The sequence below is a fragment of the Variovorax beijingensis genome (genome assembly GCF_007828835.1).
GTDB classification, from domain to species: Bacteria; Pseudomonadota; Gammaproteobacteria; order Burkholderiales; family Burkholderiaceae_C; genus Variovorax; species Variovorax beijingensis_A.
In genome coordinates, this window is sequence record NZ_VIVL01000001.1 from 222,199 (window position 1) to 236,346 (window position 14,148).

Below are 14,148 nucleotides of genomic sequence, written 5' to 3' on the forward strand. Positions count from 1 at the left end.
CCGTGCCTCAGCGGAAGAAATCGAGGATGCGGTTGCGCTCTTCGGGCTGCGGCGGCGGGCCCAGGGGCGGCGGCACACCCGAGAGTTCTTCGGCCGGCACTGGCGGCGCCTCGCTCTCCACGCCCAGGCTCGCCACGCTGTGGCCCGGCGTGAAGTCGTCGAAGTACCACTCGCCATCGATGTTGACGACGCCCGGCGGCTCGGCAATCTTGCTGACCGGCACGCCCTTGAGCGCCGCCTGCATGTAGCCGATCCAGATCGGCAGGCTCAGGCTGCCGCCGGTTTCGCCGCGCACGCCCAGCTGGCGCGGCGTGTCGTAGCCGATCCATGCAATGCCAACAGTGGTGGGCTGGAAGCCCGCGAACCAGGTGTCGAAGGAATCGTTGGTGGTGCCGGTCTTGCCGAACAGGTCGTCGCGCTTGAGTGCCTGGTAGGCGCGCGCGGCGGTGCCGCCCTTCACCACGCTCTGCAGGAGCGAATCCATGATGAAGGCGTTGCGTTCGGGAATGGCGCGGCGGCTTTCGTCGAGTGCCGGCGGCTCGGTTTCGAGCAGCACCTTGTCGCGCAGGTCGGTCACGCGCGTGACCAGGTACGGATTGACCTTGTAGCCGCCGTTGGCGAACACCGAGTAGGCCGTGGCCATCTGCATCGGCGTGACCGAACCGGCGCCCAGCGCCATCGGCAGGTAGGCCGGATGCTTGTTCTTGTCGAAGCCGAACCGGGTGATCCACTCCTGCGCATACGGCGCGCCGATGGCCTGCAGCAGGCGTACCGTCACCAGGTTCTTCGACTTCATCAGTGCGGTGCGCAGCGGCATCGGGCCTTCGAAGCCGCCGTCGAAGTTCTTCGGTTCCCAGGGCTGGCCGCCCGGGGTGCCGGGCTCGAAGTACAGCGGTGCGTCGTTGACGATGGTCGCGGGCGTGAAGCCCTTTTCGAGTGCGGCCGAATAGATGAAGGGCTTGAAGCTCGAGCCCGGCTGGCGCCAGGCCTGCGTGACGTGGTTGAACTTGTTCTTGCCGAAATCGAAGCCGCCCACCAGCGACTTGATGGCGCCGGTGCGCGGATCCATGCCGATGAAGGCGCCCTCCACTTCGGGCAGCTGTGTGATCTCCCAGGTGTTCTTGGGTGTCTTCGCGACTCGGATCACTGCGCCGCGGCGGATCTTGATGTGGGGCGGCGCCTTCGCCGCAAGGCCCGACTGCGCAGGCCGCAGCCCTTCGCCGGTGATCTGGATGGTTTCGCCGTTCGCGCGCACCGCGTTGATTTCCTTGCTGCCGGCCTCCAGCACCACCGCGGCCATCACGTCGCCGTTGTCGGGATGTTCGGCCAGCGCTTCGTCCACCGCCTCGTCGGCTTCCTTTTGATCGGCCGGCAGATCGACGAAGCGCTCGGGACCGCGATAGGGTTGGCGCCGCTCGTAGTCCATGATGCCCTTGCGCAGCGACCTGTAGGCGGCTGCCTGGTCGGCCGCGACCAGCGAGGTGTAGACCTTCATGCCGCTGGTGTAGATGCTGTCGCCGTACTGCGCGTACATCATCTGGCGCACCGTCTCGGCCACGTATTCGGCATGCAGCCGCTCCGGATCGGCGGCATCGCGCAAGTGCAGCTCTTCCTTCTTGGCTTCGGCCGCCTGCTCGGCGGTGATGAAGCCGGTCTCCTGCATGCGGTCGATCACGTAGAGCTGGCGTGCGCGGGCGCGCCGCGGATTGGCCACCGGGTTGTTCGCGCCGGGCGCCTTGGGCAGGCCGGCCAGCATGGCAGCTTCGGCCAGCGTGACGTTCTGCAGCGGCTTGCCGAAATACGCTTCCGATGCGGCCGCGAAGCCATAGGCGCGGTTGCCCAGGTAGATCTGGTTCAGGTAGATCTCCAGGATCTGGTCCTTGCTGAGCTGCTGCTCCAGGCGCAGGGCCAGCAAAATCTCGTAGGCCTTGCGGCTCAGCGTGCGTTCGGAGCTCAGGTAGACGTTGCGCGCCACCTGCATCGTGATGGTCGATGCGCCTTGCTTGCGGCCGCCCTTCAGGCTGGCCACGGCCGCGCGTGCGAAGCCCTTGTAGTCGACGCCCCCATGGTCGTAGAAACGCGCGTCCTCCACGGCGAGCACGGCGTCCTTCATGACCTTGGGAATGCTCGCAAAGGGCGTGAGCGTGCGGCGTTCTTCGCCGAACTCGCCGATCAGCGTGCCTTCGACCGTGTATACGCGCAGCGGCAGCTTGGGCCGGTAGTCGGCCAGCTCGGAAATGTCGGGCAGCCGGGGATAGATGGCGGCCACCGCGACGACGGCGGCCACCAGCAGCACCAGCGCGCCGCAGCCGAGCGCGATGGCGCTCCACCGCGCCGCGCGCCGCAGCTTCGCTGAACGCTGCGAGCGCGCGGGCTCGGTGGAAGGAGAAGAATCGTCCATGGGAATCAATGGCAAAAAGGTAAGGAAAAAAACAGTCCGTAGCGTTGGTTACACGGACGCGGCCGCCTCAGGTAAGACCGGCTCGGGCGTTCGGGGGTTCCCGGCCGACAGTGCATACCAGTCGACCTTGCGCGTGGCGAGCATCAGCACCGTCAGCATGCCGAATGTCAGCAGGGCGCCGAGCAGCAGGGCATTGCTTTCCGATGCCAGCAGGCCGTAAAGCGCGCCATAGAGTACCGCGACATAGGCCCCGAAGCCCGCGCCGCGTTTCCAGCTTTGCAATACCGCGCTGAAATAGATGCCCAGCAGCAGCACGCTCGCGCCGGCCGCACTGGCATAGGCCAGCCAGAACGCCAGCTTCTCGGACAGGGCCAGCAGCAGCAGGAAGAACAGCGCGATCGACAGGCCGACCAGCCCGTATTGCACCGGATGCATGCGCTGCCTGCGGAACAGCTCGAACATGAAGGCCGCCATGATCACCAGGCCGATGAAGAGCGCGCCGTACTTGCCGGCGCGGGTGCTCATCGAATAGACGTTGACCGGCTGCGCGAGCGAGACGTCGAAGGTCTGCAGCGGGCCGAGGTTGCGTTGCGCATGGTTGGTTGCAGCCACAGCAGCAGCCGTGGCGGCACTGGCGGCATCGCCGCGGCCCGACAGCCCGGCGCGCACCTGCTCGCGTGCGGAAGTCACGAGCGACGACACGCGCCAGTGCGCATCGAAGCCCTGCGGCGTCACTTCGCGCTGGGTAGCGAGAAAGCGGCCGCCGAAACTCGGATGCGCCCAGGGCGACTTCAGGTGGGCGGTGGTCTCGTCGGCAATCGGCACCATCGAGAGCGTGTCCTGCCCGACCAGGCCGAGCTTCATCTCGAAGGGCAGCGGTGCCCTCGCCTCCCATGCGGCGAGCGCGGCGCCGGTGAGCGGTGCGTGGATGCCGTCGGCCAGCGGAGCATCGTCTGCCAGGCCAGGCACGCGCTGCCTGAAACCCAAAGCCTCGCCGTTCATCGCGATCGAAGGCGAACCATCGAGCCCGCGCAGGTCGCTTGCGCCGAAGACGATGAATGGTGCCTTGAACTCGATACGCGAATCGGTTTCGCTGTGCGCCACCGATCGGGAATCGAAAGCCGCAAAGCCGCCGCCGAGCGTGGCGTCGAGCGTATAGAACGGAATCCTGAAGATGCCGCGGTAGCGTTCGTGCGGTGCCATCGACCCCTCGATGTACAGCTTGTCGGGAAACATCACGTGGGTCATTTCCTTGCTGCGGGCCTCCTGGCCGATCACCTGGCCCTGCGCATTGCGCAGCGGCTCCATCCAGCGCTCCACGTAGGGCACCAGCAGCAGCGGGCCCACGACGGTCTGCGGGCCCGCATAGGTGGCGGCAAGCTCCTCGGCCGCCTCGCGCTGGCTGTGGCCGCGCTCCCGGTTGATCGCATTGATCTCGGCCAGCGGAATGCACAGCAGGAGCGTGAGCATCAGCAGCCCGGCCACCTTGACCAGCATCGAACCCTGCAGGGCCTTGAGCAACTGGAACATGTTTTTTCTCCTCGTCGGTTGTCGAAGCCGCGATGCTCGCCGCGCCATCCGAAGCGCGTGTGAAGCGCGGCCGCCGGCGGACTTCACACAGGCTTCACACAACGCGGCATCCGGTGGCCGGACTTCAAGCAGCCTTCCAATTTCCTTCTCGCGCGGTGCCGACAGTTGCGGCTGTGCAAGTTCGCACGGACACCAACACCACACCGCCATGGATGCCCACACCTCCACCCGTCCCGGCCGCTGGCTCTGGCTCGCCACCGTGAGCCTGGCCACGGCGGGCTTCGTCGCGCTCAGCCTCAACCCCGTGCATGCCCAGGAAGCACCGGGCCCGCGGCTGAAGACCGAGAGCCCGTATTTCTTCGTGAAGAGCGACGACCCCTCGGTCGACCGCCTGCCGCTCAAGGCCACCGAGGTGGCGGTGAAGATCTCGGGCGTCATTGCCGACGTGACTGTCACGCAGACCTACCGCAACGAAGGCCAGCGCGCCATCGAGGCGAAGTATGTTTTTCCGGGCTCGACCAAGGCTGCGGTCAGCGGCCTCAACGTGCGCCTGGCCGACCGCCTGATCACCGCGCAGATCCGCGAGAAGCAGCAGGCGCAGATCGAGTACGACACCGCCAAGAAGGAAGGCAAGACCGCTGCGCTGCTCGAGCAGCACCTGCCCAACGTGTTCCAGATGAACGTCGCCAACATCCTGCCGGGCGACGACGTGAAGGTGGAGCTGCGCTACACCGAACTGCTGGTGCCGCAGTCGGGCAACTATGCGTTCGTCTTTCCCACCGTGGTGGGCCCGCGCTACAACAGCCCGCAGTCGGAGAACGCCCAGGCCAAGTGGGTGGCGCAGCCCACGTTGCGCGCAGATGTGGCGCCGAACACCAGCTTCAGGCTCAAGGCCAGCATCGACACGCCCATGGGGCTGAAGGAGGTGCGCTCGTCGTCCCACACCATCGAGGTGAAGAAGAGCGACGAAGACCGGCACGCCGACATCGCACTCGCGCCCGACGGCCGGCCCGCGGACAACCGCGACTTCGTGCTCGACTACCGCCTTGCGGGCGAAAGGATCGAATCGGGCCTGATGCTCTACAAGGGCCAGGACACCGGCGGCGGCGCCGAGAACTTCTTCCTCGCGATGGTCGAGCCGCCCAAGGCCGTGGCCGCCAGCGCCATTTCGCCGCGCGACTACATCTTCGTGGTCGACATCTCGGGCTCGATGCACGGCTTTCCGCTCGACACCGCCAAGACCGTGCTCGAACGCCTGATCGGCGGCCTCCGGCCGAGCGACACCTTCAACGTGCTGCTGTTCTCGGGCAGCAACAAGATGCTCTCTCCCCGCTCGGTGCCGGCCACGCGCGCCAACATCGAGCAGGCGCTGGCCACCATCCAGAACTACAGCGGCAGCGGCAGCACCGAGCTGATTCCCGCGCTCAAGCGCGTCTACGCCGAACCGAAGGAAGAGAAGGTCTCGCGCACCGTGGTGCTGGTGACGGACGGCTACGTGAGCGTGGAGCGCGAGGCTTTCGAACTGGTGCGCAAGAATCTTTCGAAGGCCAATGTGTTCGCCTTCGGCATCGGTTCGTCGGTGAACCGCAGCCTGATGGAAGGCATTGCGCGCGCCGGCATGGGCGAGCCCTTCATCATCACCGACCCGATCCAGGCGCCCGAGCAGGCCGCGCGCTTCCGCCGCATGGTGGAGTCGCCGGTGCTCACCAACGTGAAGGTGACTTTCGGCGGGCTCGACGTGTACGACGTGGAGCCGCAGGCGCTGCCCGACGTGCTGGGCGAGCGCCCGGTGATCGTGTTCGGCAAGTGGCGCGCGGATTCGGAAGGCAAAGCCAGGGGCCGTGTCATCGTGGAAGGCCAGGGTGCCAATGGCCCGTACCGCCAGGAACTGCGCATCGACCCGCAGCTGCGCCAGGACACCGCCGCGCTGCGCACGCTGTGGGCGCGCCACCGCATCCAGAGCCTGAGCGACCAGGAGACGCTCGAGGGCGGCAGCGCCTTCAAGGAGCGCATCACCGAGCTCGGCCTGAAGTACAGCCTGCTGACCCAGTACACCAGCTTCATCGCCGTCGACAAGGTGGTGCGCAACCCCGCGCCGCAGAACAGCGTGGGCGTGAACCAGCCGCTGCCGTTGCCGCAGGGCGTGAGCGAACTCGCACTCGGCGCCGAGGTGCCCAGCACGCCGGAGCCCGAGACCTTGGGGGCCATTGCCGTGGTGCTGTCGATGCTCGCGATGCTGCGCCGCCGCGCGCGCCGCAACGATCCGCGCCGCTTCACGGCCTGAGCCAGGAAAAGAAAAATGTCATTGGCCGCACTCGCCCATCGCCATCCGCGCATCGTGGATTGGGGCATCCACGTCGACCGCGCACCGGCCGCCGGCTGGCTCGCACTGCAATTCGCCGCACTCGCGCCGACCTGGGCCTGGATGGTCCGGCGGCTGCGCGACGGCTCCGACGATCCGCTGGGCCTGCTGGCGCTGGCCGCCCTCGCCGCCTTGGCATGGCGCTGCCGGCGCGAACTGCGGGCCGCGCCGCAGCTGGGCTGGCTCGCACTGGCGGGCGCCGGCACGGTGCTGGCGACCGTGCTGCGCACCGGACTCGGCGCCCTGCCCGCGCTGCCGCCGCTCGCCACGGGCCTGGTGGCCGTGCTGGCGCTGGCATGCGGCCTGCTGGCCTTCCTGCCGCGGCGCGTGGCCGCGCTGCCGGTGGCCGGCCTGGCGGTGCTCGCGCTGCCGCTGCTGTCGTCGCTGCAGTTCTATGCGGGCTATCCGCTGCGCGTGCTCACGGCCGAGGCGAGCCGCTGGCTGCTGGCGCCGGCCTTCAGCGTGGCGCGCGAGGGCGCGAGCCTGGTGGTCGATGGCCGGCTGGTGATCGTCGATGCGCCGTGCTCGGGCGTGCAGATGGTGTGGCTCGGCTACTTCACGGCGTGCGCCGTTGCCCTCTGGGCCCGCCGCAGCGACCGCGGCTTCCTGCGCCGGCTGCCGATGGTCGGCCTGCTGGTGCTGGGCGGCAACATCCTGCGCAACAGCATGCTGATTGCATTCGAAGGCGCAGGCCATCCGCTGGCGCCCTGGGCGCACAACCTGCTCGGGTTGCTGGTGTTGGCCGCCGTGTGCGGCGGCATCGCGCGCCTGATGGTGCCGGTGCGCACCGAGCCCCCGTTCGCCGAGCAGCCGATCCCGGGCCTGATCACCACCCAAGGAGGCCGCCATGTCGACACGGTTCTTTGAAGCCCTGTTTGCCAACCATTTCATCAACCGCATCGGCCACAAGACGGCCTTTGCGCTCGCAATGCTGCTGTGCGTGCTGTGGTCGACCGCGGCGGCGCTGCGTGCGCCGCCCGAAGCTCCGATGGCCATGGCCTCGCATGAATGGCCCAGCCAGTGGGACGGCATTCCATTGCGGCCGCTGGCGCTGGGCGACGTCGAGCAGCGCTTTGCCGACCGCTTTCCGGGCGCCATCGGCCGCATGACCGACGGCACGCAGACGATCGTGATGCGCGCGGTGAATGCCCCCACGCGCATGCTGCATCCGGCGGCCGACTGCTACCGCGCGCTCGGTTTTCGCATCGAGCAGGCACGCCTCGAACGCGATGTGCAGGAGCGGCTGTGGCGCTGTTTTGTTGCGCAACGGCACAGCACGCAAAAGATCCGCGTTTGCGAGCGCATCGTGGATGCCGAAGGCACGGCTTTCACCGACACTTCAGCCTGGTACTGGGCGGCGGCCAGTGGACGCTCGAGCGGTCCGTGGCAAGCTGTGACGGTGGCGAGGCCGATGTGATGAGAGTTTTGTGAAACAGTTTCTGCGATTCGTGATCTACGGGCTGCTGGCCCTTGTCGTGACAACGTGCGTTGCTATCTTCCTGATAGTAAAACTGGTGCTTGCGCCAGCGGCGGGCGAATGGAGCACCACGGTCGAGGCCGGCCCGCTGCGCATGGCGGTGGGCGTGCCGACGGCAGTGCGCCTGGCCACCTCGTCCTGGTTCGCGCCGCGGCTGGACGGGCACGCGTTCGACAGCCGGTTCGGCACCCTGCACTTCGCCTGGAAGGACGCGGCGGGCGTGCTCGAAGTGCGCTGCGCGCCCTGCAGCGCCGAGGTTGCCGCGCTCGGCGCGCAGCCGATCGTGTTCGAGGGCCTGGTCGCCACCGTGAAGCGGGACGGCAACACGCTGGCCGGCACCATCGAGGCCACGCCCCGCAGCGCCGACGCGGCCGCCATGCTCCAGGGCCAATGGGAAGGACACCTCCCGCCCAAGGGCAGGGGCCTGCAGCTCAGCGCCGACATCAAGGACGCACCGATTGCCCGCTGGTATGCCGTGCTCGCGCCCAACCTGCCCGAGCTGCAGCGCGCCCGCATCGGCGGCACGCTGGCGCTGCGCGGGCAGGTCATGCTGCCCGAGGCCACATTCACGGTGCAGCCCACAGTCAGCCAGTTCACCGTCGAGGGGCTGGGCACCGAAGCCATGCTCGGCGCGCGCACCAGTTGCGGCGCACCGTCGAAGCTGGCCAACGACAGCTGGCTGGCGCGCGCCGTCATCGCGGCCGAAGACCAGCGCTTCTTCACCCACGCCGGCTACGACCTGACGGAAATCGTCGCGTCCATCGACAACAACCAGAAGGAAGGCCAGCCCAAGCGCGGCGGCAGCACGCTGACGCAGCAGCTCGCCAAGATGCTGGTGACCGGCAGCGACCGCACGGCGGAACGCAAGCTGCGCGAGCTGCTCTACGCGGTCGAAATGGAACAGACGCTGGGCAAGGCGCGCATCCTGCAGCTCTACCTGGACAACGCGCCGTGGGGCGGCAACCTGTGCGGCGCCGAAGCCGCCGCCCGGCGCTATTTCAAGCGCTCCGCGCGCAGCCTGGAGCCCGCGCAGGCGGTCTGGCTCGCGTCCATGCTGCACAAGCCGCAGGCGGTGCTCGAGCAATGGCGGCGCGACGGGCAGATCGACCCGGACCGTACCAAATGGGTCGCCGAGAGCGTGCGCGGCATCAGCCGCAACCAGCGCGAGTCACTGCTCAAGAGCGTGGCGGCCGCCAGATTCACCGCACCGGAGGCTTTTCCATGAACGAGGTCGAAGCCATCGAGCGCGCCACCGTGGCCGCCGTTTCGCCGCTGGCCGTCGAAGAGCTCGACGGCTGGCTGCTGCCCTTCGACGATGGCACCGTCAAGCGCGCCAGGTCGGCCGTTCCGCTGCACCGCGAACCGGTCGCAGGCCGCACGATCGACCGCATCGAGGACCGCTACGACCGCCGCCAGTTCGTGCCCGCGTTCCGCCTGGCCGATGTGCCCTCTTTCGTGGCGCTGCAGTCCGAGCTGGAGCAGCGGCACTACGTCGGCGACTCGCCGACCTGCGTGCAGATCGGCTCCGCACTGCGCATGCGCGAGGTGGCGCCGGCCGGCGCCGCGCTGGCCGACGTCGACCTTGCGCCCGACGACGCCTGGGCCACCCTGTTCCTCGGCGAGGGCTTCGATCCCGTGGACGGCGCCCACCGCGTGCGGGCGCTGTCGCGCGCCCAGGGCTCGCTCTATGCCAGCGTGCGCGAGGGCCGCCGGACCGTCGCGGCGGGCGCCATGGCCTTCGGCCACGGGTGGGCCAGCGTGCACGGCATGCGAACCGAGCAGTCGCAGCGCGGCCGGGGCCTGGCCGGGCGCGTGCTGGCGGGCCTCGCGCGGGCCGCACTCGAGCGCGGCTTCGAGCGCGTGTTCCTGCAGGTCGACGCGCACAACATGGCCGCCCACGCGCTCTACCGGCGTGCCGGTTTCTCGACGCAGTGGCAGTACCGCTACTGGCAGCGCCAGCAGTGGCCGCGCTGAAGCCGCAGCAGCGCGCCGAGGCAGATTCCGCAATTCCTACCGGGTGGCGCGGTCGGGCGGTTAGTGCCACCATGGCTGCATGACGAATGCAAACCACCACGCCAACCACCCGACCGATCCCGTGGCCACGCCGCGCGGCATCGACCACATCGTGGCCGGTGTTTCCACCAGCGATGGCGACGGCGTCAAACTCACCCGCGTGCTGCAGCAGCCGCTGCAGAAAAGGCTCGACCCCTACCTGATGCTCGACGCCTTCGGCAGCGACAACCCGGGCGACTACATCGGCGGCTTTCCCAGCCATCCGCACCGCGGTTTCGAAACCGTGACCTACATGATCGCGGGCCGCATGCGGCACCGCGACAGCGCCGGCCACGAAGGGCTGCTGCAGAACGGCGGCGTGCAATGGATGACGGCCGGCCGCGGGCTCGTCCACAGCGAACTGCCCGAGCAGGAGGACGGCCTGATGGAAGGCTTCCAGCTCTGGCTCAACCTGCCCGCCAAGGACAAGATGCGCGAGCCCTGGTATCGCGACATCCAGAGCGAGGAGATTCCGGAATACACCACCGCGGCGGGCGTGCACGTGCGCGTGATCGCGGGGGCGAGCCACGGCATCGAGGGTGCGGTTCGGCGCGAGCACACCGAGCCGCTCTACCTCGACATCACCCTGCCGCCCGGCACCGAGTTCGCCCATCCCCTGCCGGACGACCACAACGCGCTCGTCTATGCATTCCGCGAGTCGGTGTGGATCGCGGGCAGCGAGGTGCCCACGCGCCGCATGGCCATTCTTGCGAACGATCCCGGCAGCGATGGCGTGGTGCTGCGCGCCGGGGCCACCAACCACAGCCCGGCGCGCGCATTGCTGATCGCCGGCAAGCCGCTGCACGAGCCGATCGCGCAGTACGGCCCGTTCGTGATGAACACGCAGGAGCAGCTCAGGCAGGCCATGGAGGACTTCCAGAGCGGCAAGTTCGGCGCTTGATGTAGTCGCAGGCCTACCGAAAATCGGCATCGCCCGCAGGTCACGGGCGCACGGATGGGGCATAGATTGGCCGCCATGCCCCACCGCACGATCAAAGCCCCCGAGGTCCGCAAGGGACAGGCACCCGAAACACTGAAGCGCGACCAGTTCCACGAGCGCTTCATGCAGCCGTTCCAGGACCCTGCCTTCCAGTCCGAAAAGGAGGCGCTGCAGCGCATCGAGCTCATCGCATGGGAGGCCTACGAACAGGGCCGCAAGGCGCCCGTCACGCGCAAGGCCGGACCCGGCCATGCCGACCCCGACTACGAACTTTCGGTCGACTGGCTCGAAGCCAGGGCGCGCATCAACGCTGCGCAGGCCGCCTGGGGCCAGGCGCAGACGAAGTCGCGCGTGCTGCTGGTCAACGGCTCGCCGCGCAACGACGGCACCTGCCCGGGGGAGATCTCCAAGAGCTGGCGGCTGCTGCAGCTCGCGCGCGAAGTGCTCGATGGCTGCGGCATTGACGTCGACGTGCTCGACCTGAGCCTGCTCGCCTCCGACTACGGGCGCCACATCCATCCCTGCAAGGGCTGCGTGTCCACCGCCATGCCGCTGTGCCACTGGCCCTGCAGCTGCTATCCCAACCATGCAATGCGCCAGACCGGCGACTGGATGAACGAGATCTACGAGCGCTGGGTGGCCGCGCACGGCGTGATCCTGTTCACGCCCACGCACTGGTACCAGTCCGCCAGTCCGCTCAAGCTCATGACCGACCGGCTGGTATGCGCCGACGGCGGCAACCCCGACCCCACCAGCACCCACGGCAAGAAGCCCGATGAAGCCAAGGCCCTCGAGCTCCAGGGCTGGGGCTATCCCAAGCACCTGGCGGGACGGGTCTACGGGCTGGTGGTGCACGGCGACGTGGCCGGCGCCGAGAGCGTGCGGCGCAACCTGTCGGACTGGCTCGACTGGATGGGCCTGGTCGACGCGGGCGCGCAGGCCCGGCTCGACCGCTACATCGGCTACTACGAGCCCTACGCAACCAGCCACGACAGCCTCGATGCCGATGAAGGCGTGCAGGAGGAAGTGCGCAACGTGGCCCGTGCCGTGGCACTGGCCGTGGGCGAACTGCGCGCGGGCAAGCTGCAGCGGCCCGATCGCGGATTGAAGCCGCCAAGGCCCAAGTAAGCCACGCCGCGGGCGCGAAGAGCCTGCGCGTTCATGATTCTTTACGCACGCTCACTTCCGGCTCACCTCGCCGATACAGAGGTCTTCCACACTTCGTCTCACCTGCTGCCCATTGGCGGCGGGCTTCTTCGAAAGGAAGCACTTCTCATGATCTCTCTTCGCCAACGCATCGTCTGGGCCAGCCTTCTGGGCTCGGCCGCCCTCGCCTCTTCGGGCGCCTTTGCACAACAGGCTCCGGCGGCATCCGGCACTTCGACTTCCACGCCCACCGCCGCCGTTGCGCAGGCCGAGGGCAGCGCAGCACCCAAGGCGCAGCACAAGCGCATGGACCCGGCACAGCGCATGGAGCGCATGCAGGAGCACCGCGCCAAGCGGCTTGCCGCGCTGAAGGAAAAGCTCAAGCTGAACGCCGGACAGGAAAGCGCGTGGAACACGTTCGCAGCGGCCAGCCAGCCGCCGGCCGGGGCCCGTGCGCAGCGCATGGACCGTGCGGAATTCGCCAAGCTCACCACGCCCGAGCGGCTGGAGCGCATGCAGGCCCGCCAGGCCGAGCGCAGCGCCAGGTTCGCCAAGCGCGCCGAAGCCACCAAAGCCTTCTATGCGGCGCTGACGCCCGAGCAGCAGAAGACCTTCGACGCGGAGACGGTGCACGTCGGCATGCATGGCCACCGCGGCCACCATGGTCACGGCGCCACTGACGGGCAACCCGCCAAGAGCTGACCATCATCAGGGCGCCGGAAGCGGCGCCCCCATGAAGAAAGCCCGCGATGCCTCGAGCACCGCGGGCTTTCTTCGTACATGGACGGCTATTGGGGCGTGCCGGTCCTTTCGATCGGGTTGGTGGGCACGTCCGGCCGCTCGCCGCGCTGACCGAAATGGGGCTTGGGCTTGCGGGCCAGCTGGCTCACCTCGGCGCGCGACATCTCGCCGGTGGGTTGCGGCATCGCGTTCGGCTGCCCGTTCATGGTGGTGGTCGCCTCGCCCTTGGGCACCAGGTTGTTGGTGTTGTTGCGATTGTGGGCGCGCGCCTCGGCCTTCACGGCTTCGCGCGACACCGGCATGTTGGCGTCGGGGCGCTGCGGCGGGTTGGGCACGCCGGCAGGCGTCTGCGTGCTGGCCTGGCCGCCCACGGCCGGGTCCGGCTGGGCGGGTATCGATGTGGCTTGCGCCATGGCGGCACCGGCCGCGGCCATCAGGCCGGCCAGCGCCGTGGCGCGAAGGATTGCGTGCTTCATGGTGCGTTCCTTTGAAAGTGATGATGAATAAGACCGCTGGCTTGTTTCCCGCAGCCTGAAAACCACCGTAGGAGGCCCCCCATGCGCCCCGTGTCGGGGTGTGGCAGGCCTGCCTGTAGGAGCCGGCCGTCGCCTGGTGAAAGGCGGCAAAGAAGGTGGCGCGTTCCTACAGGCGCGCCGGGCGCGGCAACGTACAACCACAACACCGATGTCTTCCTCACCGATTCCACTTGCCGCCGCAGCGCCGACTTCGCTCAAGGTCATGACGGTGAACACCCACAAGGGCTTCACCGCGCTCAACCGCAAGTTCATCCTGCCGGAGCTGCGCGACGCAGTGCGCACGGTGGGAGCCGACGTGGTGTTCCTGCAGGAAGTGCTCGGCACCCATTCGCGCCACTCGCGCAAGGTCAACAACTGGCCCGAGGCGCCGCACTATGAGTTCCTGGCCGACACCATGTGGCCGCAGTTCGCCTACGGGCGCAACGCCGTGTACCCGAGGGGCCATCACGGCAACGCGGTGCTGTCCAAGTTTCCGATCGTGCATTTCCGCAACCACGACGTGTCGGTGGCCGGGCCCGAAAAGCGCGGCCTGCTCCATTGCGTGCTGCGGCTGCCGGGCCGCACGGTCGACGTCCATGCGATCTGCGCGCATCTCGGCCTGGCCGAGGCGCACCGGCAGCAGCAGCTGGAACTGCTGCTGCACATCGTGCGCGACGAGGTGCCGGCCGATGCGCCGCTGATCGTCGCGGGCGACTTCAACGACTGGCGCGGCCGTGCCCACCAGGTGCTGGAGGAAGGCGCCGCGCTGCGCGAGGTTTTCGTGCATGCGAACGGCTCGGCCGCCAAGACCTTTCCGGCGCGCTTTCCGCTGCTGCCGCTGGACCGCATCTATGTTCGCAACGCGGGCGTGCACGCGCCCGTGGTGCTGCCGCGCAAGCCCTGGTCGCACCTGTCGGACCACGCGCCGCTGGTGGCGAACATCGATCTTTGAAGCGGGCCCCACCCATGACCTGCGGTGAACGC

12 protein-coding genes are annotated in these 14,148 nt (G+C 68.3%); 9 read left to right on the top strand and 3 right to left on the bottom strand.

Annotated elements, in window-relative coordinates; genetic code table 11:
• Positions 1–7 precede the first annotated feature (7 nt).
• Together FB547_RS01040 and creD are read right to left on the bottom strand one after the other, a co-directional pair.
• Entirely contained in the window at positions 8–2,401 is a 2,394-nt protein-coding gene (locus tag FB547_RS01040; protein WP_145738898.1) for a penicillin-binding protein 1A, read from the bottom strand.
• Positions 2,402–2,449: 48 nt separating this feature from the next.
• Positions 2,450–3,931 carry a cell envelope integrity protein CreD gene (creD, locus tag FB547_RS01045; protein ID WP_145738899.1) on the bottom strand — a complete coding sequence of 494 codons (1,482 nt, stop codon included), beginning with the start codon at positions 3,929–3,931 and terminating at the stop codon, positions 2,450–2,452.
• Between the two features lie 208 nt (positions 3,932–4,139).
• On the opposite strand from creD, the gene FB547_RS01050 reads away from it, so the two are divergent.
• From FB547_RS01050 to FB547_RS01085, 8 genes are all read left to right on the top strand, one after another.
• Entirely contained in the window at positions 4,140–6,215 is a 2,076-nt protein-coding gene (locus FB547_RS01050; RefSeq protein ID WP_145738901.1) for a VIT and vWA domain-containing protein, read from the top strand.
• Positions 6,216–6,230: 15 nt separating this feature from the next.
• Entirely contained in the window at positions 6,231–7,160 is a 930-nt protein-coding gene (gene xrtQ / locus FB547_RS01055) for an exosortase Q (protein WP_145738902.1), read from the top strand.
• The gene (locus FB547_RS01060; RefSeq protein WP_145738904.1) at positions 7,141–7,710 is read left to right on the top strand and encodes a hypothetical protein; all 570 of its coding nucleotides are present in this window, start codon (positions 7,141–7,143) and stop codon (positions 7,708–7,710) included. The genes xrtQ and FB547_RS01060 overlap by 20 nt, the downstream gene beginning before the upstream one ends.
• A 10-nt stretch (positions 7,711–7,720) precedes the next feature.
• A complete protein-coding gene (locus FB547_RS01065) occupies positions 7,721–8,995 on the top strand; it encodes a biosynthetic peptidoglycan transglycosylase (RefSeq protein ID WP_145738906.1) in 1,275 nt (424 codons plus the stop codon).
• Positions 8,992–9,744: a GNAT family N-acetyltransferase gene (locus tag FB547_RS01070; protein ID WP_145738908.1), complete on the top strand. Its 753-nt coding sequence runs from the start codon at positions 8,992–8,994 to the stop codon at positions 9,742–9,744. Before FB547_RS01065 ends, FB547_RS01070 begins: the two co-directional genes overlap by 4 nt.
• A gap of 79 nt (positions 9,745–9,823) precedes the next feature.
• A complete protein-coding gene (locus FB547_RS01075; RefSeq protein WP_145738909.1) occupies positions 9,824–10,723 on the top strand; it encodes a pirin family protein in 900 nt (299 codons plus the stop codon).
• Between the two features lie 75 nt (positions 10,724–10,798).
• Entirely contained in the window at positions 10,799–11,890 is a 1,092-nt protein-coding gene (locus FB547_RS01080) for a flavodoxin family protein (RefSeq protein ID WP_145738911.1), read from the top strand.
• A gap of 147 nt (positions 11,891–12,037) precedes the next feature.
• Positions 12,038–12,610: a Spy/CpxP family protein refolding chaperone gene (locus FB547_RS01085; protein ID WP_145738913.1), complete on the top strand. Its 573-nt coding sequence runs from the start codon at positions 12,038–12,040 to the stop codon at positions 12,608–12,610.
• Positions 12,611–12,696: 86 nt separating this feature from the next.
• Here FB547_RS01085 and FB547_RS01090 read toward each other — a convergent pair whose 3' ends face one another.
• The gene (locus tag FB547_RS01090) at positions 12,697–13,125 is read right to left on the bottom strand and encodes a serine/threonine protein kinase (RefSeq protein ID WP_145738914.1); all 429 of its coding nucleotides are present in this window, start codon (positions 13,123–13,125) and stop codon (positions 12,697–12,699) included.
• A 208-nt stretch (positions 13,126–13,333) separates the two neighbouring features.
• Here FB547_RS01090 and FB547_RS01095 point away from each other — a divergent pair, with 208 nt between their 5' ends.
• Positions 13,334–14,116, top strand: a complete 783-nt coding sequence (locus tag FB547_RS01095) for an endonuclease/exonuclease/phosphatase family protein (RefSeq protein WP_018903409.1) — start codon at positions 13,334–13,336, stop codon at positions 14,114–14,116.
• Positions 14,117–14,148 lie beyond the last annotated feature (32 nt).

What these genes read in the sequence shown, in the direction of transcription:
- FB547_RS01040 (WP_145738898.1), bottom strand. Translation starts at nt 2,401, where the DNA reads ATGGACGATTCTTCTCCTTCCACCGAGCCCGCGCGCTCGCAGCGTTCA.
- creD (WP_145738899.1), bottom strand. Translation starts at nt 3,931, where the DNA reads ATGTTCCAGTTGCTCAAGGCCCTGCAGGGTTCGATGCTGGTCAAGGTG.
- FB547_RS01050 (WP_145738901.1), top strand. Translation starts at nt 4,140, where the DNA reads ATGGATGCCCACACCTCCACCCGTCCCGGCCGCTGGCTCTGGCTCGCC.
- xrtQ (WP_145738902.1), top strand. Translation starts at nt 6,231, where the DNA reads ATGTCATTGGCCGCACTCGCCCATCGCCATCCGCGCATCGTGGATTGG.
- FB547_RS01060 (WP_145738904.1), top strand. Translation starts at nt 7,141, where the DNA reads ATGTCGACACGGTTCTTTGAAGCCCTGTTTGCCAACCATTTCATCAAC.
- FB547_RS01070 (WP_145738908.1), top strand. Translation starts at nt 8,992, where the DNA reads ATGAACGAGGTCGAAGCCATCGAGCGCGCCACCGTGGCCGCCGTTTCG.
- FB547_RS01075 (WP_145738909.1), top strand. Translation starts at nt 9,824, where the DNA reads ATGACGAATGCAAACCACCACGCCAACCACCCGACCGATCCCGTGGCC.
- FB547_RS01080 (WP_145738911.1), top strand. Translation starts at nt 10,799, where the DNA reads ATGCCCCACCGCACGATCAAAGCCCCCGAGGTCCGCAAGGGACAGGCA.
- FB547_RS01085 (WP_145738913.1), top strand. Translation starts at nt 12,038, where the DNA reads ATGATCTCTCTTCGCCAACGCATCGTCTGGGCCAGCCTTCTGGGCTCG.
- FB547_RS01090 (WP_145738914.1), bottom strand. Translation starts at nt 13,125, where the DNA reads ATGAAGCACGCAATCCTTCGCGCCACGGCGCTGGCCGGCCTGATGGCC.
- FB547_RS01095 (WP_018903409.1), top strand. Translation starts at nt 13,334, where the DNA reads ATGTCTTCCTCACCGATTCCACTTGCCGCCGCAGCGCCGACTTCGCTC.